Genomic DNA, 23,101 nt, shown 5'->3' with positions numbered 1-23,101 from the left:
AACCAAACTTACGAAGTTTCCAAAACTTCGTAAGTTTTTCAAAAGTCTTAAAGATGCAAATCAAAAACTCCCCCCTTAGGAGAGCCGGGGAGCGATCTATACGAAAGATAATATAAATGCCGATCCTTTGCCTTCAGTTGATTGTACCTGGATATTGCCTTTGTGCAATAACATGATCTGTTTACAAAGGCTTAAGCCAATACCACTGCCGGTTTTTCGGGTACTGAAGAAAGGAATGAAAATCTTATCCAGTAGTTCGGGTGGCATGCCTAATCCATTGTCTATAACTTTTACAAAGGTTTTTCCACCCTGAATCTCCGCTGTAAGCGTGATGCGCGGTGTTTCGCGGTCTTTTACAGCTTCAATAGCGTTAACCAGCAAATTGATCATGACCTGTTCAATGAGGTTAATATCGGCTTCAATGGCAAGTGTCGGATCACGTAGAATGATCTCCAGTTCTATCTTCTTTTTCTCCAGTGTAGGCGTCATCAAGCTGTTGAGGTTTTCAAAGATATTACGCACCATGATCTTGTTCAGATCAAGTTTGGTGATCTTATTGAGGCTGCGGTAGCTTTCGGTAAACTTAAGCAGGCCTTCGCTGCGGCGCTTGATGGTATCGATACCAAGCTCAATGTCTTCCAAATCACTATGAGGTAGGCTTTCGGCAATATCAGGGCTTTGCAGGCGGTTCTTGAGCGTATCCGCGAGGGAAGAAATAGGAGCTACGGAGTTCATGATCTCATGCGTCATTACATTAAGCAATTTCGACCACGCTTTCGACTCCGTTTCATCCAAAGCTTCGTTTACGTTTTGAAAAGCAATGAGTTTGTATAGTTTATCATCGCTGCGCATCAGGCTGGCGTTCACCAGTATTTTAACCTGTTGTTGGTTACGGGTTACCGTGATGATCTTACTATCGCCCGGCTTAAGTTTAATCAGTTCGGCATACAATGATGGCTCACGCTTTTCAAGTGAGTGTACAGTCTTAAGATAAGGTACGCCTATAATGGTTTTAAAAGCTTCATTAATCCAGCCGGTTTCGCCGGTTTCCTCTTCGTAAGATAAAATGCCGGTATCAACCAGTTCAAGGATCTTTTGCAGGTAGTGATATTGTGTTTCGCGTTCGCGGCTTATCAGTTTAAATGTGGTATTGATATCGTTAAAGCCTTTACGCAGGGGCTTAAGCTCATTGGGTGCCTTGCGTACATCAAAATGGCGGGAAAAATCACGGTAATGGATCGACTCTACAAATTGATTTACTTCGTCCTGTGCCTTTTTCTGAAAACGGATCATATCCACCACCGAGTAAGCAACCAATGGCAACAAGATCACGAGATACAACAGCTGATTAAGGCTTACTATAACAAAAGCTGTGACGGTAAGTACAATCAGCAATAAAAATACACGCAGCAAAAGCCGCCACTCATAACGGTTAAATATCATATTTGCTTAGTCTTCGGTATAAGGCGGTGCGGGTGAGGCCAAGTTCTTTGGCGGCGCGGGTAATGTTACCATTGTGCTTTTCAATAACCCGTAATATAGCGTTCTTTTCAAGGGCGCTTAACGGAATATTGTCGGCATCAATCACGCTTTCTGTCGATGTTTCCAGTATTGAAAAGATCAGGTCGTCGGGCCTTAAGGTGTTATCATCAGCCATGATCACTGCGCGTTCAATAGTATATTGTAATTCACGCACATTTCCCGGAAAATTGTATGATTTAAGCTTGTTAATAGCTGCCGTATCAAAGTCCATTGATGGCTTAAGATATTTACTTGAGTACAATTTCGCGAAATGGCGGGCCAATATTACAATATCCTCATTACGGCGGCGCAGTGGTGGCATATTGATCTCGACAGTATTGATACGATAAATTAAATCCTTGCGGAACTTGTTTTCGTTGGCCAGTTCACTCAAAGGTACGTTTGTAGCGCAGATGAGCCTGATATCCACATCAACTGGTTTGTTAGTGCCCAAACGGGTTACCTGGCGGTTTTGTAAAATGGTAAGCAGCTTGGCTTGCTGCTGCAGACTGATGTTGCCTATCTCATCCAAAAATAAAGTACCGCCCTGGGCCTCTTCAAAACGCCCTATGCGGTCCTCTCGGGCATCGGTAAAGGCCCCTTTTTTGTGGCCGAAGAGCTCACTTTCAAACAGAGTATCTGTTAATGCGCCGACATCTACTTTAATAAAAGGTTTATCAGCGCGGAGCGAGCGTTCGTGGATGGCCTTTGCCATAAGATCTTTACCAGTACCGTTCTCTCCAAGGATCAGGATATTGGCATCGGTAGGGGCTATCTTATTCACCTTATAAAAAATATCTTGCATCACGTCCGATTCACCAAGGATAGAAGTATCGCCGGCAGTACTTTTTACCGGGGTTTTGGTGGTTTTTGTTCCACCTTCTTTTTTATCCAAAAGATCTTTTATCGTGTTTATGAGCTTTTCGTTGTGCCATGGCTTTACCACAAAGTCATTTGCCCCTTCCTTAAGCGAACGGACTGCAAGATCAATATCACCATAAGCCGTTATCATAATAATACAAACATCAGGCTTCCATTCTTTTACCTTGCGCAGCCAGTAAAGCCCCTCATTGCCCGTGTTAATAGCGCTGTTGAAGTTCATGTCAAGCAAAATCAGATCAACCTCGTTACGTTGCAGCAGCCAGTTCAGGTTTTCGGGGTTCTTTTCGGTGATGACTTCACGGGCTTCGGGTTTTAGCAAGAGTTTAACCGCGGTAAGTACGTCCGGATCGTCATCAACAATTAAAACGTTGGCTTTTTTAAGTATCATTTATTTTTAGTTAATAGTTCATAGATAATTGTTCATGGTCTTTAAAATGATGACACATGATTATTCAAGTTCAAAATAAAAATAGCATCTTATTTTATTGAGGATGTCAATTTAATAAAAGTTATAAATTTAAATTAAATTGTATCTCTTTATCGAAGCTACCTAAATAAACTTTTAGCATTGTCGCCATGAACTATACGCTAAAACCATTTAACTATGAACAATAAAATAAAGACTCGCTAATGATACCACATGTTACAATTTTTGTGCTAAATGCCCGCATTTTATGCAATAGATCACATAAATGCTTCACAATGAAGTGCTAACCTGTATTTGCATATAACAGGCCATTAATACGTGAAAAAACACTGTATCAATACCGTACACCTGATGTAACATAAGCGTACGCTCAAATATGGTGTTTTGTGTTTAAGTTATTGAAAAACAGTATCTTAATTTGTGGCATATCTTTTTGTTATAACATTCAAAATATTATAGAAATACAGTGGACAGAAAAATTGAGAAAAAGACCTGGAACAGCAAAAAGATACTTACCATTGCAGGTATTACAGGCATTATTTTACTAATAGGCGGCAGTATTTATCTTACATCGGGTAAAAGCAAGCTTGATGTTGATACTGAACGCTTAACTATAAGTACTATTACTAAAGGTCCTTTCCAGGAGTTTATACCGGTTAACGGCGTGGTTATGCCGCTAACTACCATATTTCTTGATGCATCTGAAGGCGGTGTTGTTGAAGAAAAATACGTTGAAGACGGAGCTAACCTTAAAAAAGGCGACCGGATTCTGAGAATGTCTAATACCGATCTTGAGCTTACTTTAGCTAACCAGGAAACCGCGGTTTATGCCGAGCAAACCCAAATGCAGATCTCCCATAACAATGCACAGCAAAACACTATCAGCAAGCTAAATACTATGGCCGATGTGGAGAACGCATATAAAGAGGCTGAAAGGATTTATAAGTTAGACAAACATTTATATGATCAGAAAGCCATTGGCCTGCAGGAATATCAATCAGCCAAAAATACCTACGATTACCAGGTGAACCGTTACAAACTGGCTAAACAGATTCTTAGGCAGGATACAGCGCTGGTTAAGCAACAGGCTTCGCAATCACAGGAACAATACGCCCACATGAAAACTACGCTTGAACTGATGCGAAAAAAAGTGGCCGGTTTAGTATTGGTGGCGCCTACCGATGGCCAGTTAACCTCAATGGATGCCGAAGTAGGTCAGAGCAAAAATAAGGGCGAGCATTTGGGGCAGATAGACGTACAATCGGGCTTTAAAGTTAGGGTTGATATTGATGAGCACTATCTGTCGCGTATTTACACAGGCCTGAAAGGCGATTTTCAGTTTGCCGATCAAACCTATAATCTGGTTATAAAAAAGGTATATACCCAGGTTAAAACAACAGGTAGTTTCCAGGTGGATATGCAATTTGTTGGTAAAGTGCCTACAGGGATCCGTAAAGGGCAAACACTACAGGTGAGATTGGCGCTGAGCGATCAGATGCAGGCGGTATTGGTACCTAAAGGCGGTTTCTTCCAGCAAACAGGCGGCAATTGGATCTTTAAGGTAAGTGAAGATGGTTCAAAAGCATACAGGGTAAACATCCAGCTTGGGCGCCAGAGCCCCGATTATTTCGTGGTAACAGAAGGCTTAAATCCGGGCGATAAAGTTATTACCTCAAGTTATGAAACCTATGGTGATATTCAGGAGCTTGTGCTAAAAAAATAACGTAACCAGGCTGCAACGCCTGGCACTGTTTAAGCGTCATTATAATATATAACAGAGATAATTAATAAATTTAAATAAACAAAAAATCAAATCATATCGCCATAAAGGCGGGATGAACAACGGAGGCACCAATGATAAAAATTTCTAATCTTGAGAAATTCTACCGTACCGAAGAGGTAGAGACCATCGCATTAAACAAGCTGTCGATGGAAGTGGCTACAGGCGAGTTTGTGGCCATCATGGGCCCATCGGGCTGTGGTAAATCAACTCTGCTTAATATTTTAGGCATGCTTGATGATCCGGATGCGGGCAGTTATGTTTTCAACGAAATTGAAGTGGCACATTTTAATGAGCGTAAACGCGCCGATCTGCGTAAACACAACATCGGTTTCGTGTTCCAGAGCTTTAACCTTATTGATGAGCTTACTGTATTTGAAAACGTTGAATTGCCGTTGATTTACACAGGTGTGGCTGCTTCAGAGCGTGTAAAAAGGGTGGAAGAGGTGTTAGATAAAATGCAGATCATGCATCGCCGCAACCATTATCCGCAGCAGTTATCAGGTGGTCAGCAACAGCGTGTGGCCATTGCCCGTGCGGTTGTTAACAAGCCAAAACTGATCCTTGCGGATGAGCCCACCGGTAACCTCGACAGCAGCAACGGTAATGATGTGATGGAACTGCTTACCGATTTAAACGAACAGGGGACTACCATTATCATGGTTACCCACTCTGAACATGATGCCCGTTACAGCCACCGCATTATACGCCTGTTAGACGGACAAACCGTTATGGAAAATATTATGGTGTAATTTGTTTAGTTAATAGTTGATGGTTCATAGTTGATGGTAAGAAAGGACTTTTGACTTAAAACCAACGACTCCGGACTTAGACCGCCGCCCCCGAAATCAGTTTATAATAAGTTAATAATTGCCTCTGCTGCTCTTCTCCCGCATTTGCGGAGAAGGGCATTTGGAGTTTTTTATTTTTAAAAACCTACTCCTATGTTTAAAAATTACCTGAAAACTGCATGGCGAAACTTGATTAATACTAAGTTTTACAGCGCTTTGAATATTGTTGGCCTTACCATTGGCCTGTCTGTTGGTATGCTTATTTTAATTTGGGTGCAGGACGAGCTGACTTATGATCGCTTTCATACTAACGCCGATAATATTTACCAGGTAAATGCTTCTATTGGTGTGGGTGCCGGTAAGCAGGTTTGGGGAAACGTTTCCGGGCCCGTGGCTTTTTTTGCCTTAAAAGAAGTGCCGGGGGTTGTAAACGCGGTAAGACTTATCACTGTACAAGATTATTCAGTTTTTAGATATAAAGATAAACTGCTGAAAGAAGATTATGGCAAACTGTTGTTTGTTGATGATGCTTTTTTTAAATTGTTTGATTTCAAATTATTAAAGGGAAGCGCCGATAAACCATTCCCTAATGATAAGACCGTTATCATAACGAAAAGCGTTGCTAACCGGTACTTCGGTAACGAAGATCCTATCGGCAAAACTATATTAGGCGATAGTAAAGAACCTTACACAGTATCTGGTATACTGGCCGATTTTCCTGCAAATTCGAGTATTAAAGGAGATATGTTTTTTTCCATCGAGGTAAGAAAAAAGCAATATACCAGAAACCGTTTCTGGAAATCAATGGATGAGGATTGGGGGAATTATTATACCACCACCTTTTTACAGATTACACCCGGTGCTTCGGTTAAAGTTATTGGCGACAAGCTAACCGAGATCCATATGAAAAACCAGGCTGGTATAAAACCTACCGACGGTGTGTTTCAGCTTCAGTCGTTAAAAGATATTCATCTATATTATCCCGATGGCACTTCTGCCGGGATCCAAGTGGTAAAGATATTCTCGTTTGTTGCGGTGCTGATCTTGATCATAGCCTGCATCAATTATATCAACCTTTCAACCGCACGCTCAATACTGCGTTCAAAAGAGGTTAGTGTACGCAAAATTATAGGTGCCGAAAGGAGCCAGCTTTTTATGCAGTTTATTATTGAAACTATACTTTGTTTTATAGTAGCCCTGACATTGGCCTTAATGCTCATTTATGCTATCATGCCTGTATACAACAGTATTTCGGGTAAACAAATGCACTTCGACCTGTTTAACATTAAGGTATGGCAGGTTATCGCTGTAACTATTACAGCAACGCTTGTTGCGTCAAGTATATATCCGGCTTTGTTGCTGTCATCTTTCAAGCCTATCAACGCGCTGAAAGGAAAAATATCCGGTGCGGGAAACGCAACATTTAGAAAAGTGCTGGTAGTATGCCAGTTTGCTTTTTCAATAGGTTTAATAATAGGCACGCTGGTTATAAATCGACAGTTAGAGTATATCCGTTCTATACAATTGGGGTACGATAAGGAATATGTTTTCGCCCTGCCTATGCGCGCAATGCAAGATCATTATGAAGCGATAAAGACCAATCTGCTCAGCCACACCGAAATATTGAGCGTTGCCACCGGCAGTAGTAGCATCATCAGCAGCGGATCAAGTACCACAGATGCTGACTGGGACGGCAAACTTACCAATGAAAGTATGTTGATCCATCCGTTTGAGATGGATAAGGACTATATAAAACTGTTTAAATTAAAGTTTGTTAGTGGTGTCGGCTTTACAAGTGCAAAGTCAGATTCGGCGCATTACATACTTAACGAAACCGCCGTTAAGTTAACTGGTATTAAAAATCCGATAGGTAAGCGTTTTAAACTTCATGATCTTAACGGAACCATCATAGGGGTGGTTAAAGATTTTCACTTTGCCTCGCTAAAGCAAGCCATTGAGCCGGCCATATTTACCTATAGCCCAAGCTCGTGGCAAATGTATATAAAAACTACAGGTAAAGAAGCGCCCGCAGCTATTAAACTTGTTGAGAAATACTGGAAGCAGTATAATTCGGATTTTCCGTATGAATATACTTTCCTCGATGACGCTTATAATGATATGTACAAAACTGAGCAGCATACCGCAACCTTGTTTAACATATTTGCCGGAATAGCCGTATTTATTTCATGCCTTGGTTTATTTGGACTTGCCACCTACACTGCACAAATTAAAATTAAGGAAATAGGCATCCGTAAAGTATTAGGTGCCAGTATTACCAATATTACCGCCATGTTATCGCGCGATTTCCTGGTGCTGGTATTACTCGCCATTGTAATAGCATCGCCTATAGCATGGTATGCCATGAATAAATGGTTGATGGATTACGCTTACCGCGCCGAAATTCACTGGTGGCTTATAGCTGTTGCCGGTGGAGTAGCCATTATAGTTGCCTTTGTCACCATAGGTTTCCAGGCTGTGAAAGCAGCTTTGGCTAACCCGGTTAAGAGTTTACGTTCTGAATAACTTTATAGTCATTGGGTCATTTGCTCCGCGTCATTAAGTCATTTTTAATGATTGCTAATGAGTAATCAAACATTAATAAAAATGACATAATGACCCAATGAAATAATGATTAATAAAGGAGGGGTTCATGTTAAAGAGTTATGTAGTTATCGCTTTCAGGAATATTCAACGTAACCTAAGTTACACCTTCCTGAATATTTTCGGGCTTACGCTTGGTGTAGCAGCTTGCCTTATTATTTTTCTGATTGTAAGGAACGAGCTTGGGTACGACAGTTTTAACAGTAAAGCCGATCGCACTTACCGCGTAACCCTGCACGCGCTTGATTTTAACTCCAACGTATCGCTGGCTATTACACCGGCCATGCGTATTGATTTCCCTGAATTGGAACAAACTACACAGGTTTTTTACGAGGGGGATGCTATGATCAAAATAGGCGAGAATCGTTATAACGAACACAATGTAACTTTTGGTGATGAGCAGATCAGCAAAGTTTTTGATTACCAATGGATTGCCGGCGATCCTAATACGGCTCTTAAAGAACCCAACAGTGTTATACTTACCGAGAGCATAGCTAAAAAATACTTTGGAAAAGCCGATGCCATGGGGAAACTGATCAATTTCGAAAATGAGTTGAATGTAAAAGTAACCGGCATTATCAAAGATTTACCCTCAAATACAAGTCTGCCGTTTTCATTCCTTATCTCGTTAAACAGCATCGAAAATAAGTTAAAGGGGATGATGGGCAATTTTTGGGCTATTCCCGGGGGGAGTTACGCATACATTGTTTTGCCCAAAGGTTACTCTGTTCAACAATTAAACAGCAAAATGCCCGCATTTATTAAAAAAAACTGGGGCGCTGATATAGCAAAGGTGGCTGTTTTACCTTTTCAACCTTTAAAGGATATTCACTTTGATCAGCGTTACATCAATAACATCATTACGCCAACCTCAAAAGATACCTACTACGCCTTAATTGGCGTGGCCTTGCTTATCATCATTACGGCGTGTATCAACTTTATTAATCTGGCTACAGCGCAGGCCATCAAGCGCGCAAAAGAAGTTGGGATGCGCAAGGTGCTGGGTGCGAGCCGCCCGCAGCTTATTAAGCAGTTTTTGGGAGAAACAACGGTTTTGGTTTTGTTTTCTGTGTTGTTGGGTGTTGCGCTATGCGCTTTGTTTCTGTCAAAAGCGGGGGAGTGGATGTCCATCAGCGTTGATGCTTCACAACTGACACAGCCTACGGTAATAGGTTGGATAGCAGCAATTACTTTGGCGGTGATCATGCTGGCCGGTTTGTATCCGTCATTTGTACAGTCGGCTTTTCAGCCGGTTGATAGTTTTAAGAATAAAAATGCGGGTAGCAGCGGGAAACTTACTTTACGGAAGGGGTTAGTGATAGGGCAATTTGCCATATCGCAGATCATGATCATAGGTACGCTGATAGTAGCCCGGCAGATGGACTTTTTTAAAAACCAGGACCTTGGTTTTGATAAAGAAGCCGTAATATCTGTAGGCCTGCCTGATATGAAAAAACGCGACGTGTTTAACCAGCAACTGGCCGGTTATCCCGGTATAAAAGATGTTAGTTTTTCATCCGGAGCCCCCGCTTTTAATAGCAACTTTACCAGCTTTTCATCTGTGGAACTGGGCTTTCCAAAAGATGATGTTACCGAATACAAAGCGGTAGACGAAAAGTTTACCGATATGTTCAGGCTGCAAATGCTGGCAGGCCAAAAGATCTGGAAAAAGAATGAAAAAGATACCGTTAGTAAGGTGGTCATCAACGAAACGATGATGCAAAAACTGGGTATCCAAAATCCACAGCTGGTTTTAAATAAACACATAACGCTAAATGGCGCTCAAAAGACAACCATTGTTGGCGTGGTGAAGGATTTTCAAAGCGAATCGAAGCATAAAAAACGCCGCTCATGCGTACTGGAATATAATCCCAACCGGTTTTTTATGGCAAGCATAAAAATGCAGCCTGCCAACATGAGCGAAACTATTAACTATATCAATAAAAAATGGTCGGCTCTTTATCCTGAGAATGTCTTCCAGTTTCAGTTTGTTGACGAGCATATCGCTAATTTTTACAAGCAGGAGGAAAAGGTATATATCGCTTTTCAACTTTTTTCTTACATCGCCATATTTATAGGTTGTTTAGGTTTATACGGATTGATAGCTTTTGCCGCGTCACAACGTACTAAAGAGGTTGGCATTCGTAAAGTGCTGGGCGCGCCTATAGCAAGTATAGTGACTTTATTTACCAAAGAATTTATTTACTTGATAGCCATAGCTTTTGTATTGGCAGCCCCGCTGGGCTATTATGTAATGCACAACTGGCTGCAAAATTTTGCCTATCATATTAACATAGGGCCGGGGATATTTATAGTTGCGATTGTGTCGTCGTTTATTATAGCAGCCCTAACGATATCGTATCAGGCTATAAAGGCAGCCATGATAAACCCGATCAGGAGTTTGAGGGACGAGTGATGAAGAATTATTGTATCATTTACTTCGCGCCAATAAGTCATTACACATAGTCTGCAATTACTAAAATTATTGAACAACAGGTAATTACATAATGACACGAAAGCAAAAATGACCTAATATACCTAACAAGCGAAATAAACCATGATAAGAAACTACATTAAAATTGCGTGCAGGAGCCTTTGGCGGAACAAAGTTTTTTCGATAATCAACATTATCGGTTTGTCTATCGGGTTAACCGCCTGTTTTCTTATCTACATCAATATAAAATTTGAGCTAAGTTATGACACGTATAATAAAAAATTTGACCAGATCTATCGCGTTGCAGTTGACATAAGGCATGCTAACGCGCCTGTTATTATAACACCGGCCGCGTTTGAACAGATTGGACCGTCGTTGCAACAAGACTACTCACAGGTTAAAGAAAATACACGCATAGCGGGAGCAAGGTTTTTGGTGCAATATGGGGCGGTAAAATATCAGGAAGACAATGTCATATTTGCTGATCCGTCACTGTTTTCGGTGTTCACATTACCTGTTATAAAAGGCGATGTAAAGAAAGGATTTGAGGCACCCTTTACAGTTGTGATTACACAAGCTATGGCAAAAAAATATTTTGGCAACGTTGACCCGGTTGGGAAGACATTAACGCTTGATAGCAAGCATCCTGCGATTGTAACGGCGGTAATAAAAGACGCACCGGCTAACTCGCATTTTAAGTTTGATATGGCTGTTTCTTATGCTACTTCTTTAAAGGCATATCCAAGAGGGCCAGCAAACTGGGCGCAGATCCGGGGTTTTACATATATCGTATTGCCTAAAGGATATGACTTTAAAGATTTTGAAAGGCAGTTGCCGGCTTTTGCAAACAAGCATTACACAGAGGCTGACAGGAAAGAAGGTGCAAATTACGATTATCACCTGGTGCCTTTAAAAGATGTGTACCTGGACGCGTTGAGAGGTGGCCCTGAGCGGGGAGACCTGCATAATATCCGTATTTTTTCGGCTATCGCCTTGTTCATTCTGCTTATAGCTTGTATAAACTTCATTAATTTAACTACCGCGCAGGCTACCGAACGCGCAAAGGAAGTCGGTATCCGAACGGTTATTGGAGCTGCGAGAAAACAATTGATCACGCAGTTTTTGAGCGAATCAGTTATTATATGCCTGATCGCTTTTTTATTGGCCATTTTGCTAAGCAGCTCATTGCTGCCGCTTTATAACCAGGTATCGGGCAAGGTAACTAATACAACTATTTTCACAAACGCGTATGTGTTTCATCTTTTTATATTATCCTGCTTTATAGGAGTTGTTGCAGGTTTGTATCCTGCTTTTGTGTTATCGGGGTATAAGCCTGCCGCTATCTTAAAGGGCAGGTTCAGCAAATCGGGTAAAGGCGTTTTGTTACGCCGTTCACTTGTGGTTATGCAGTTCGCGATATCCATTGTGTTAATAGTGGGCACCATTGTGGTTTATAGCCAGTTAAATTACATGCGCAGTCAGCCGCTCGGCTTTCAGAAAGATCAAATGCTCACTATCGACTTTTTTTCTGACACGGCCGTGCAGCGGCGGCTTCCGGTGATTAAACAAGAGTTGAAAAAAATATCGAATGTTATTTCGGCCGCGGCTTCCAGAAGCTTGCCTGGTTTTGGCAATGGCAACAGCGAGTCGGAAATAGAGAATAAAGCAGGTAACCTGCAGCAAATGCTTATTGATGCGTATTACGTTGATCAGGACTTTATACCTCAGTTTGAAATGAAACTGGCTGCAGGCAGAATGTTCTCGAAAACCTTTGGCACCGATACTTCCACGGCTTTTTTAATTAATGAAGCAGCGGCCAAAAGCCTTGGGTATACAACACCTGCCGGGGCGGTTGGCCGTAAACTGAAACAATGGGGGCGCAGCGGTAAAATTATAGGCGTTTTGAAAGATTTTCATTTTCAATCGTTACAGGAAGCTGTGAAGCCCCTAAGTATCAGTAATGATCCGGATTTTAACAGAGTACTCACAGTTAAAGTAGGGTCGACAAATATTTCTGCAACTATTGCCGCCATTCAACAGAAGTGGAAATCCCTTGTGCCGGAACGTCCTTTCAATTATAGATTTGTTGATGAAGCTTTCAATGCGCAATATTCTGCACAGGTGAATTTTGGTAACCTGTTCATGTATTTTGCTGTGCTGGCAATACTCATTTCATGCATGGGACTGTTTGGATTAGCATCATACAGCACAATACAACGTACCCGCGAAATAGGCATTCGTAAAGTATTCGGGGCTTCGGTAACTGGTATAATAAATATGTTATCTGCAGAATTTTTGAAGCTGGTTATACTGTCGTCGTTAATTGCATTTCCATTAGCATGGTTTGCCATGAACAAATGGCTTCAGGATTTTGCTTACCGTATAACAATAGGCTGGTGGGTTTTTGCATTAGCCGGAATGGCAGCGCTTGTAATAGCTTTTATCACTGTAAGTTTTCAGGCCGTTAAAGCGGCGCTGGCTAATCCGGTAAAAAGTTTGAGAGCGGAGTGATTTTAAGAGATGAAAGTTAAAAGACGAAAGTCAAAAGGAAGGACAGATTAATTAAAGTCTTAATTTAAAATCTTTCATCTTTTACCTTTCGCCTTTAACCTTAAAACAAACGTTCACATCCGCACTGTAAGTGTTTCATTACCGAACGGTTTATTTTGACTGTTTTTTATTAAGGTATTGATATTTAATTGGTTGTATAATTGGTACGCGTTTTAATATTTTAGTAGTATAAACCATTTGCCATGTTACGCAATTACATTAAAATAGCCTGGAGAAACCTCATTAAGCACAAGATTTTTTCGTTTATCAATATATTTGGTTTAGCTACAGGTATAGCAGCTTTCTGGCTCATTAGCCTTTACGTGGTTGATGAATGGAGCTATGATCGTTACAACATTAAAGCCCACTGTATTTTTCGTGTTGTTCAGCACGGTACATGGAACGGTGGTAAATTCAATCTCGCGGTTACCTCGCCTCCATATGCTCCCGCTTTAAAAAATGATTATGCCGAAGTGGAAGATGCTATCCGCATTGATGCTGAAGGCGGCGGCAAGATCACTTATGGCGGAAAACAGATTAACGAGGGAGCCATGATGTTTACAGATAAAGGCTTCTTTAACCTTTTTACCCATCACTTTTTATCCGGCGATCCCAATACCGCTTTGACCAGGCCGCAAAGCATTATACTAACTAAAACCCTTGCCGAAAAACTATTTGGCAACACCGCGGATGCCCTGGATAAAACAATACTCATCGAAAATAACCCAAGTACAGTTACTGGTGTAATTGATGATATACCTGCAAATTCGCATTTTACTTTCAGCGCCCTTCGCTCATTGCCTGATGGATATACTGATGGCTGGGCTAATTCGCATATCTACACTTATGTGTTGCTGAAAAACCATGATGATTTTAAAAAAATTCAGGCTGGTTCTGATACATTCTTTAATAAGTATTTAAAAGGAGCGCTTGGAGCTATGCAGTTCCGTATGGAACTGCAGCCGCTTACATCAATTCACCTTAACTCTAATCTTGATTACGAGCTGGGCAGCAACGGCAACATAACCTATGTATATGTATTTGGCATTGTAGCACTACTGATACTGGCTATCGCAGTTATTAATTATGTAAATCTTACAACAGCACGTTCATCCATAAGGATCAGGGAGATAGGTGTGCGCAAGGTAATTGGCTCCAGCAAAAAACAGCTGATCATAATGTTTTTTGCCGAATCAGTTTTATTCACTGTTATCGCTGCCCTGATAGCATCAGTGATGGTGCAATTTTTATTGCCTTATTTTAACCTTCTCTCCGGTAAAAGCCTTGTACTTATGCAGTTTGGATTTAGCAAAACGCTTATCCTATTCAGTCTGTTTGCGTTTGTCACCGGTATTTTAAGCGGTTTATATCCCGCATTGTTCTTATCGGACTTCCGCACTATTGCTGCTATGAAAGGACAAATGGGCAGTCAGGCTGCTACCATTATGTTCAGGAAATCATTGGTAGTATTTCAGTTTGTTATTACCATTGTTATGATAGCCGGATCATGCATCATTTACAAACAACTGCATTATGTGATGAACAGGGACCTCGGCTTTAATAAAGCCCAAACGCTTACATTTCATATCAGCGATAAATCGGCACGAACAAAAATAGCCGCAATCAAAAGTCAATTGTTGCAAAATCCGGCTGTCGAGGCTGTAGGTATTGCCGGCAATCCAATTGGCAACAACGACATCGGCTCGGGCAATTTTAATATCGGCGCTGATGGAAAAGTCAATTCTGATTCAAAAGTAGTAGAGAATCTCATTATCGATGAAGATTTTATCCCAACACTGCAGGTAAAGCTGGTTAAGGGGCGCAATTTTTCCTCTGAGATGGGTACCGACCGGCTTGAATCCATTATTGTAAACCAAACGCTGGTTAACGATATGGGCTGGAAGGACGCCATCGGCCGCTCTGTAAGGGTTGGGGTAGACGACAAGGGCAATGTGATCAGCCGAAAAATAATTGGTGTGGTTAAGGATTTTAACACCTATTCTTTACAGCACAAAATTGCTCCTATGATGTTGTATCTGCCGTTTACGGCCAACGATGAGGATAATATGTATATCCGCATAGGCAAAAATAATATCCCGGCCACGCTCGATTATATCAGCGAAGTTTACAGCCGTTTTGATATTGAAAACAAAGTTGAGTTCCATTTCCTCGATCAAAATTTTGCCAAACAATACCAGTCTGAACAAAAACAGGGCAACATCCTGCTCATATTTACCATATTGGCTATTAGCATTGCCTGCCTGGGCTTGTTTGGGCTGGTGACCTTTACCGCAGAGCAAAGGGTAAAGGAAATTGGTATCCGGAAAGTTTTGGGTGCAAGTGTAACCTCTATAGTTACCCTGTTGTCAAAAGATTTAATGAAGCTGGTGCTGATTGCCTCATTAATTGCGTCGCCGCTGGCCTGGTATGGTATGAGTAAATGGTTGCAAAGTTTTGCATATCGCGTTGATATCAACTGGTGGATTTTCGCTATAGCCGGCGTTATAGCTGTCATTATTGCTTTTGTTACTGTAAGTGTACAATCGGTAAGAGCAGCAAATGCTAATCCGGCTAAAAGCCTCAAAACTGAATAAACCTCACCGAACCCTCCTAAGGAGAGGGCTTAAGTGCGGATTTTGACATAAAATGATTAATTAAATTCCTCCCCTTAGGGGAGGTTAGGAGGGGGGTATGTTTAGAAATTACTTAAAAACGGCTTTCCGTACCCTGCGCAAAAACGTGGGGTTTACGGTAATAAATATATTGGGACTGGCCCTTGGGCTGGCCACCTGTTTGATGATTGTGCTTTACGTAGCCGATGAGTTGAGTTACGACCGGTTTAATGAGAAAGCTAATCGCACGTACCGCGTTAATGAAGACCTGAAATTTGGCAACAATAATGTGCTTTATGCCGTTGCGATGCCGCCGTTGGCTCAGGCTTTAAAAACGGACCTCCCTGAGGTGGAAGAAGCAACAAGGCTTAAGGCAGCAGGAGGCTTCCACGTAAAAAAAGGCAACGAAAGTATCCTTGAGTATGGTACCGTATTTGCCGACCCATCGGTGTTTAACGTTTTTACACTGCCCATGATTAATGGTAGTCCGGCTGCGGCTTTGAAGGAGCCAAATACAGTAGTGATCACCGAAGCTACAGCTAAAAAGTACTTTAACAGCACCAATGTTGTTGGTAAAACGCTTGCCATTGATAACAACCAATTATTGAAAATTACCGGGGTCATTAAGGACTTGCCAAAGCAATCGCATTTTCATTTTGATTTTTTTATATCGATGGCGAGCTGGCCTGACAGCCGCTCTCCAGAATGGCTGAGGAGCGATTATAACACTTACGTGGTGTTGAAACCTGGTACAGATTGCAAGTTGTTTGAGAAAAAATTGACTGCTCTTCTGAAAAAATACAGCGAAGGCCAAATGCAAACTGCACTGCACGTAAATATTGCCGATTTTGAAAAAAGCGGCAGTTATTTTAGGCTTAACCTTACTCCTTTAACCGATATCCATTTGCACTCAAACCGTACCGGCGAGTTAAGCAGCAACAGTTCGGCGCAATATGTTTATATATTTTCGGCCATCGCCATATTTATATTACTCATAGCGGGCATTAACTTTATGAACCTGTCAACAGCACGTTCAGCCAGCAGGGCAAGGGAGGTTGGTGTACGCAAGGTTTTAGGTTCACCGCGTAAATATTTAATAGCCCAGTTTTTAACTGAATCTGTATTGGTGACTTTGGCAGCGGCAGTTATCGCGTTTTTTGCTGTGTTACTTTTATTGCCGCTGTTTAATCAGGTATCGGGCAAAGAGTTGGTTGTTGGTGCGCAAACCTTAGCCTGGCTGCTGCCTGCTTTACTATTAATTGTACTGGTTGTAGGTTTTGCTGCCGGATCATATCCTGCTTTTTTCCTTTCGGCATTTCAGCCAATTAACGTACTTAGCGGTAAACTGGCCGGCGGTTTCAAAGGCAGCTGGCTCAGGAGTGTACTGGTTGTATTCCAGTTTTCTATTTCAATATTCCTCATTATTGGTACTATCGTTATTTATAATCAGCTCAATTATATTCAAACCAAAAACCTGGGTTATAACCGTAACCAGGTGCTTGTTATTAACAATGCATTTGAGTTGGGCAGCCATGCCAAAACCTTTAAAAATGAGGTGAAGCAGTTACAAGGCGTGGTTAACGCTACATTGACAGGTTATTTACCAACTGGTAAAAACAGGGGAACGTCCATTTTTTACAAAGAAGCGGCAGCCGATCAAAAAACTGCTTTGTTTCCACAAAGCTGGCGGGTAGACGCGGATTACATCAATACCCTTGGCATGAAGATTTCTGCCGGGCGCGATTTTTCCGCAGGTATGCCAACGGATTCCACCGGATTAGTGATCAACGAAACGGCAGCCAAATTTTTAGGCTTTACTAATCCCGTTAATAATATCCTGTACCGCAATATGGACGGCAATCGTGATCATGTAAAAGTTTATCACATCATAGGTGTGGTTAAGGATTTTAATTTCAATTCGCTGAGAGAAAATATCAGTCCGATGATTTTTTTAATGGACGAAGATAGCGGTAACCTAAGCATCAGGGTAAACACAGCTAATTTACCTGCCTTGATCGATCAGATAAAAAGTAAATGGCAGGACATGACCCAAGCTCAGTTCAGCTACTCGTTTATGGATCAGGACTTTGATGCCAACTATCGTACCGAGCAGCGTACCGGCACCATATCTATCATATTTACCGTGCTGGCCATTTCTATTGCCTGCCTTGGTTTGTTTGGCTTGGCTGCTTATGCCGCCGAACAACGCACCAAAGAGATAGGCATCCGCAAAGTATTAGGTGCGAGTGTATCTGCCATAGTAAATACCTTATCCAAAGATTTTATAAAGCTGGTATTGATCTCCATAGCCATTACAACCCCTTTAGCCTGGTATTTAATGAACAAATGGCTGCAGGATTTCGCTTACCGCATCAGTATACAATGGTGGGTGCTGGTGCTGGCAGGTGCAGGCGCCATGTTAATAGCTATTGTGACAGTAAGTTTCCAATCTATAAAAGCAGCATTGGCAAACCCGGTTAACAGCCTTAAAAATGAGTAGGCAGTTTGTAGTGGCAGTTAGCGGTTATGTAACAGGAGGATACCAATGAACTAACGAACAATTGAACCAATGAACTATGTTTAGAAATTACCTTAAAACTGCATTTCGCACATTGAAAAAAAATGTGGGTTTCACCGCAATTAATGTATTTGGTTTGTCCCTTGGGCTAGCCACATGTTTACTCATTATATTTTATGTGGTTGATGAGCTAAGTTATGACAAGTTCAATGTTAAGGCCGACAGGATCTATCGCGCTAATATGCAGATTAAATTTGGTGGTATCGATCAAAGCTATGCATCGTCTCCGGCGCCGCTGGGGGCTGTATTTCAAAACGATTATCCCGAGGTTGAACGTGCCTGCCGTTTGTTGCAACGCGGCGGTTATAACGTGAAAAAAGGTAACCAAACCATTCACGAAAACAGAATGGTACTTGCAGATTCGACATTGTTTGATGTATTCACTCTGCCTATGATAGCCGGCGATCCCAAAAAGGCGCTGGTTGAACCGAATACCGTGGTTATCACTGAAAGTACGGCCAAACGTTATTTTAACAACACGCAGGTAGTGGGCAAAACCTTTACGTTTGATGAAAAGCTGCTTTATAAGGTTACGGGTGTAATTAAAGATCTGCCCAGGCAATCGCATTTTCGTTATGATTTTTTCCTGTCGATGGCATCAAATGCCGAAAGCAAAGATGGGGCATGGTTCAGCAATAATTTCAATACCTATGTGCTGCTAAAACCAGGTGTGGATGCCAAAAAATTTGAAGCGAAGTTTCCTGCATTGATGCACAAATATGCGGGTCCGCAATTGCAAAGTATCTTACATCTTACTTTTGATTCGTTTGAAGGTTCAGGCAACAAATACCAATTGAGCCTTATACCATTGAAGGATATCCACCTTAAATCAAATCTCGTGTCGGAGCTTGACCATAACGGGAATATCCAGTATGTGTACATTTTTGGCGCGGTGGCAATTTTTATCTTACTGATAGCCTGTGTAAACTTCATGAACCTTTCAACCGCCCGTTCTGCAAACCGGGCCCGTGAGGTAGGTGTACGCAAGGTTCTTGGTTCAAGGCGTCAGTCGCTTATAACTCAATTCCTGTCCGAGTCAATCATGGTAACGTTTATCGCAACAATGATAGCCATGCTGATGGCTTATTTCCTATTGCCGGTATTCAATAATATAGCGGGTAAAAACATGGAGCTTAATATAGGCTCACTGGTTTGGCTGATTCCTGCTTTGCTGGTAATAGTTTTGGTGATCGGCTTCCTGGCCGGTTCATATCCCGCATTTTTCCTTTCGGCATTTCAGCCAATTGATGTTTTAAAAGGAAAGCTTTCCTCTGGCTTTAAGGGCGGGATGTTAAGGAGCTCATTAGTGGTGTTCCAGTTTTTTATATCTATAGTGCTCATCATTGGTACGCTGGTGATCTATAATCAGCTTAAATATATTCAGAATAAAGACCTTGGTTATAACCGCAGCCAGGTATTGGTGATTCATGGTGTGTATAACCTTGGCGACAAGAGCAAGGTGTTAAGAGATGAAGTAAAGCAATTGCCCGGCGTAATGGGGGTAACCATGACAGGCTTTTTGCCAACTTCTGATTACCGGAACAGCAGTAGCGTTTTCCAGGAACGCGGGCTCGACCCCAAAAAAGCAGTGCTTGCACAAACCTGGGTAGTTGACGACAACTACCTGCCAACCCTCGGCATAAAACTAACCAAAGGCCGTAATTTCTCAAACCAGATGCCTACCGATTCGGCGGCTATGATCATTAACGAAACGGCGGCGAAACTGATGGGCGTACGTGACCCGCTTAACAAATCCATGTTTTTGCCTATGGGCAATATGGCCAAAACGTTTAAAGAATATCATATAGTAGGTGTTATTAAAGATTTTAATTTCGCTTCGCTGCGCAATAATGTAAGCCCAGTGATATTGATGTACGGACAGGATACCGGCGCCTTAAGTGTAAAAGTAAATACCGCTAATATCACCGCACTTATGGCAATGATCAGCGACAAATGGAAATCCATAAAGCCGGGTAAGGAGTTTGAATATTCATTTATGGATGACGATTTTGATTCATCATACCGTGCGGAACAGCGGATGGGTACCATATTCATCATATTTACAAGTTTAACAATTGTGATAGCCTGTTTAGGTTTGTTTGGCCTTGCTGCATATGCCGCCGAACAGCGCACTAAGGAGATAGGCATCCGTAAAGTACTTGGCGCTAATGTAGGCGCTATAGTAGGTATGCTGTCAAAAGATTTTATCAAACTGGTAATGATAGCAATAGTGATAGCCATTCCGGTTGCCTGGGTCGCCATGCAGCAATGGTTGCAGGGTTTTGCCTACCGGCAAAACATACAATGGTGGGTGGTAGTATTGGCCGCGGTTTTGGCCGTGTTGATCGCTTTCGTAACCATCAGCTTCCAATCTATCAAGGCGGCACTGGCCAACCCGGTTAGGAGTTTAAAAAATGAATAATTGTCATTAGGTCATTTAGGTTCGCCTCATTAGGTCATAAAAAGAAAATGACAAAAGTGGCCAAATGACTTAATGAGTACGCAGTAATGACACAATGATATATAAATATGATACGTAACTACATAAAAACAGCATGGCGGAACCTTTATCGGAATAAGGCATTTTCGCTGATCCATATTTTGGGATTAACCATGGGGATAACCGTTTGCCTCATGATATTCCTGTATATTATGAATGAGTTTAGCGTGGATAACTTTCATAAGCAGGGAAAAAATATTTACAGAGTAATGCGCGGTTTTGATAAATCGAAAGCGCCCACGTCGTACCTCTCGGGGCCTTACGGCCCTGCCATGCTGAATGATTATCCGCAGGATATAAAGATGGCAGTGCGAGTTTCTCCACGAAATAACCTGGTTTCTTTTGGCGAAAAATCGTTCAATGAGAAAAAGGTTTACGCGGTTGACTCCAACTTTTTTAGCCTCTTTACCTTCCCGTTGCTGAGGGGGGATGCTACTTCGGCACTAAACCATCCGGGCAGCGTGGTGCTAACTGAAACCACCGCCAAAAAATATTTCGGCAATATTGATAATGCCATGGGTAAAGTGGTGCAGATGGATAAACGCCTGCAGTTAAAGGTAACCGGTATTGCCAAAGATGTACCTTCCAACTCGCATCTTGATTTTGATTTGGTGATGCCAATAGCCAATTACACCCGCGATCAGGGTTTTAATGTATGGATTAACAATAGCCTGTTTGTTTACCTGTTATTGAATGAGCGTAGCAGCCCGGCTGCATTGGAAAGCCGCTTTCCGCAGTTTATGGATAAGTACATGGGCAAGGATATGCAGCGTTTCGGTACCAAATTTAACCTGAGCCTCAGACCATTCAAGGATATCTATTTTGAAAATGCCTCTTCGTTTGATAATGTAAAGCATGGCGATAAAACTGTAGTATTCATCTTTATTTCGATAGCGGTACTCATCATGATCATTGCCTGTATCAATTTTATGAACCTTGCCACTATCCGCGCTGTTGAACGCTCAAAAGAAGTAGGGATGCGTAAGGTTTTAGGCGCGTTAAGAAACCATCTGGTATGGCAATTCATAGGCGAATCTATTTTGCTGGCGCTGGTTTCATGCGCACTTTCTATTGGTTTGTTACTCTTGCTGATGCCATCATACAATAGCCTGCTGGGGTATGAACTCACTGTATCATGGAACAGTGCACCGATTTACTTGTTTCTTTTTGGGGTTATTTTATTTGTGGGTTTTCTTGCCGGAAGCTACCCGGCTATATTCATGTCGGCGTTTTCGCCTATTGAGGCTTTAAAGGGTAAGCTTAAATTAGGTAAGGGCGGGGCATTCTTCAGGCAATCGCTGGTGGTGTTCCAGTTCAGTATTTCGGTATTACTTATTATCGGCACTATCGTGATCGTTAACCAGATGCGGTATGTGAAAAACAAATCATTGGGTTATGACAAAGAGCAAACGGTTATTGTGAAGATTGATAATAACGATATCTACGACCACAGGCAAACATTTAAACACCAGCTGCAAAATTCGGACTATGTGAAATCGGTATCCATGATGTCGGGCGAGCCGGGCGGCTTTTTCGATATGCAGGGTTTTGAGGTTGAAGGTCAGCATGAAACCTTTAAATCCAGGTCAGAATTTGCCGACTTTGAATATGTTAAAACCTTTGGCCTGAAAATTATTGCCGGCAGGGATTTTTCACCGCAATTTGCTACTGATACTACGAATTCGGTATTGATCAACCGTACAGCGGCAAAAGAACTGGGCTTTACGCCGCAGCAGGCTATCGGTAAATGGATTAAAAATACAGTGCGTGATAGTAGCCGCCGCACCATCATCGGTGTGGTTGAAGATTTTAACTTCCTTTCACTAAAAGAAAACATGGATGCCCTGGTTATTTCGCCAAGCGAAGACAGGCGCGTAGCCGTGATCAAACTAAAATCCGGGAATATCCAGTCCGGTTTGGCAGCTATCAAAAACATTTATGCCGAAGTAGCTCCCGTTTATCCGTTCGAGTACAGCTTTCTTGATCAGCAGTTTGATACTACCTATCGCAACGATATCAGGCAGCAAACCATGTTAAGTATATTTTCAGGGTTGGCAATCTTTATAGCCTGTTTGGGTTTGTTTGGTTTAGCCTCGTTTACTGCGGCGAAACGTACCAAGGAGATTGGAGTCCGTAAGGTATTGGGATCATCGGTACAAAATATTCTTATCCTGATATCAAAAGACCTGCTGAAACCGGTGTTATTAGCTACAGTGATTGCTATCCCCCTGGGTTATTACAGCATGGATAAATGGCTGCAAAGTTTCGCTTACAAAACACCTCTTCATTGGTGGATCTTTGCTTTGGCTGCTTTGCTTACATTTGTTATAGCTGTGGTTACCATTAGCTTTCAATCGTTAAAGGCAGCGCTTGCAAATCCTATCAGGAGTTTGAGAAGCGAATGAGATCAGTTTGCAGATAGCAG

General features: G+C 41.9%; 11 protein-coding genes. 9 read left to right on the top strand and 2 right to left on the bottom strand.

The annotated features are described in order from the left end of the window. Nucleotides 1-96: 96 nt before the first annotated feature. Entirely contained in the window at nucleotides 97-1,443 is a 1,347-nt protein-coding gene (locus tag ABIC84_RS05365) for a sensor histidine kinase (protein ID WP_090525332.1), read from the bottom strand. Next, complete coding sequence (locus tag ABIC84_RS05360; RefSeq protein ID WP_426588474.1) at nucleotides 1,433-2,791, bottom strand: sigma-54-dependent transcriptional regulator; 1,359 nt, start codon at nucleotides 2,789-2,791, stop codon at nucleotides 1,433-1,435. The genes ABIC84_RS05365 and ABIC84_RS05360 overlap by 11 nt, the downstream gene beginning before the upstream one ends. 505 nt (nucleotides 2,792-3,296) lie before the next feature. Here ABIC84_RS05360 and ABIC84_RS05355 point away from each other — a divergent pair. From ABIC84_RS05355 to ABIC84_RS05315, 9 genes are all read left to right on the top strand, one after another. Next, complete coding sequence (locus ABIC84_RS05355) at nucleotides 3,297-4,553, top strand: efflux RND transporter periplasmic adaptor subunit (RefSeq protein ID WP_091163814.1); 1,257 nt, start codon at nucleotides 3,297-3,299, stop codon at nucleotides 4,551-4,553. Between the two features lie 131 nt (nucleotides 4,554-4,684). Then, a complete protein-coding gene (locus ABIC84_RS05350; RefSeq protein WP_090525339.1) occupies nucleotides 4,685-5,362 on the top strand; it encodes an ABC transporter ATP-binding protein in 678 nt (225 codons plus the stop codon). A gap of 192 nt (nucleotides 5,363-5,554) precedes the next feature. Next, nucleotides 5,555-7,924, top strand: a complete 2,370-nt coding sequence (locus tag ABIC84_RS05345) for an ABC transporter permease (RefSeq protein ID WP_429262892.1) — start codon at nucleotides 5,555-5,557, stop codon at nucleotides 7,922-7,924. Between the two features lie 127 nt (nucleotides 7,925-8,051). After that, a complete protein-coding gene (locus ABIC84_RS05340) occupies nucleotides 8,052-10,418 on the top strand; it encodes an ABC transporter permease (protein ID WP_429262891.1) in 2,367 nt (788 codons plus the stop codon). Between the two features lie 141 nt (nucleotides 10,419-10,559). Next, nucleotides 10,560-12,947, top strand: a complete 2,388-nt coding sequence (locus ABIC84_RS05335) for an ABC transporter permease (RefSeq protein WP_429262890.1) — start codon at nucleotides 10,560-10,562, stop codon at nucleotides 12,945-12,947. Nucleotides 12,948-13,189: 242 nt separating this feature from the next. After that, nucleotides 13,190-15,580 carry an ABC transporter permease gene (locus tag ABIC84_RS05330; protein WP_429262889.1) on the top strand — a complete coding sequence of 797 codons (2,391 nt, stop codon included), beginning with the start codon at nucleotides 13,190-13,192 and terminating at the stop codon, nucleotides 15,578-15,580. Between the two features lie 97 nt (nucleotides 15,581-15,677). Further along, nucleotides 15,678-18,098 carry an ABC transporter permease gene (locus tag ABIC84_RS05325; protein WP_429262888.1) on the top strand — a complete coding sequence of 807 codons (2,421 nt, stop codon included), beginning with the start codon at nucleotides 15,678-15,680 and terminating at the stop codon, nucleotides 18,096-18,098. 76 nt (nucleotides 18,099-18,174) lie between these two features. Then, entirely contained in the window at nucleotides 18,175-20,598 is a 2,424-nt protein-coding gene (locus ABIC84_RS05320; protein WP_429262887.1) for an ABC transporter permease, read from the top strand. A gap of 107 nt (nucleotides 20,599-20,705) precedes the next feature. After that, complete coding sequence (locus tag ABIC84_RS05315; RefSeq protein ID WP_429262886.1) at nucleotides 20,706-23,081, top strand: ABC transporter permease; 2,376 nt, start codon at nucleotides 20,706-20,708, stop codon at nucleotides 23,079-23,081. Nucleotides 23,082-23,101: the final 20 nt, after the last annotated feature.

The sequence above is a fragment of the Mucilaginibacter sp. 3215 genome (genome assembly GCF_050433785.1).
Taxonomy (GTDB): Bacteria; Bacteroidota; Bacteroidia; order Sphingobacteriales; family Sphingobacteriaceae; genus Mucilaginibacter.
The sequence above is the reverse complement of the archived record's forward strand: the minus strand, read 5'-3'. Positions and strand labels throughout refer to the sequence as shown.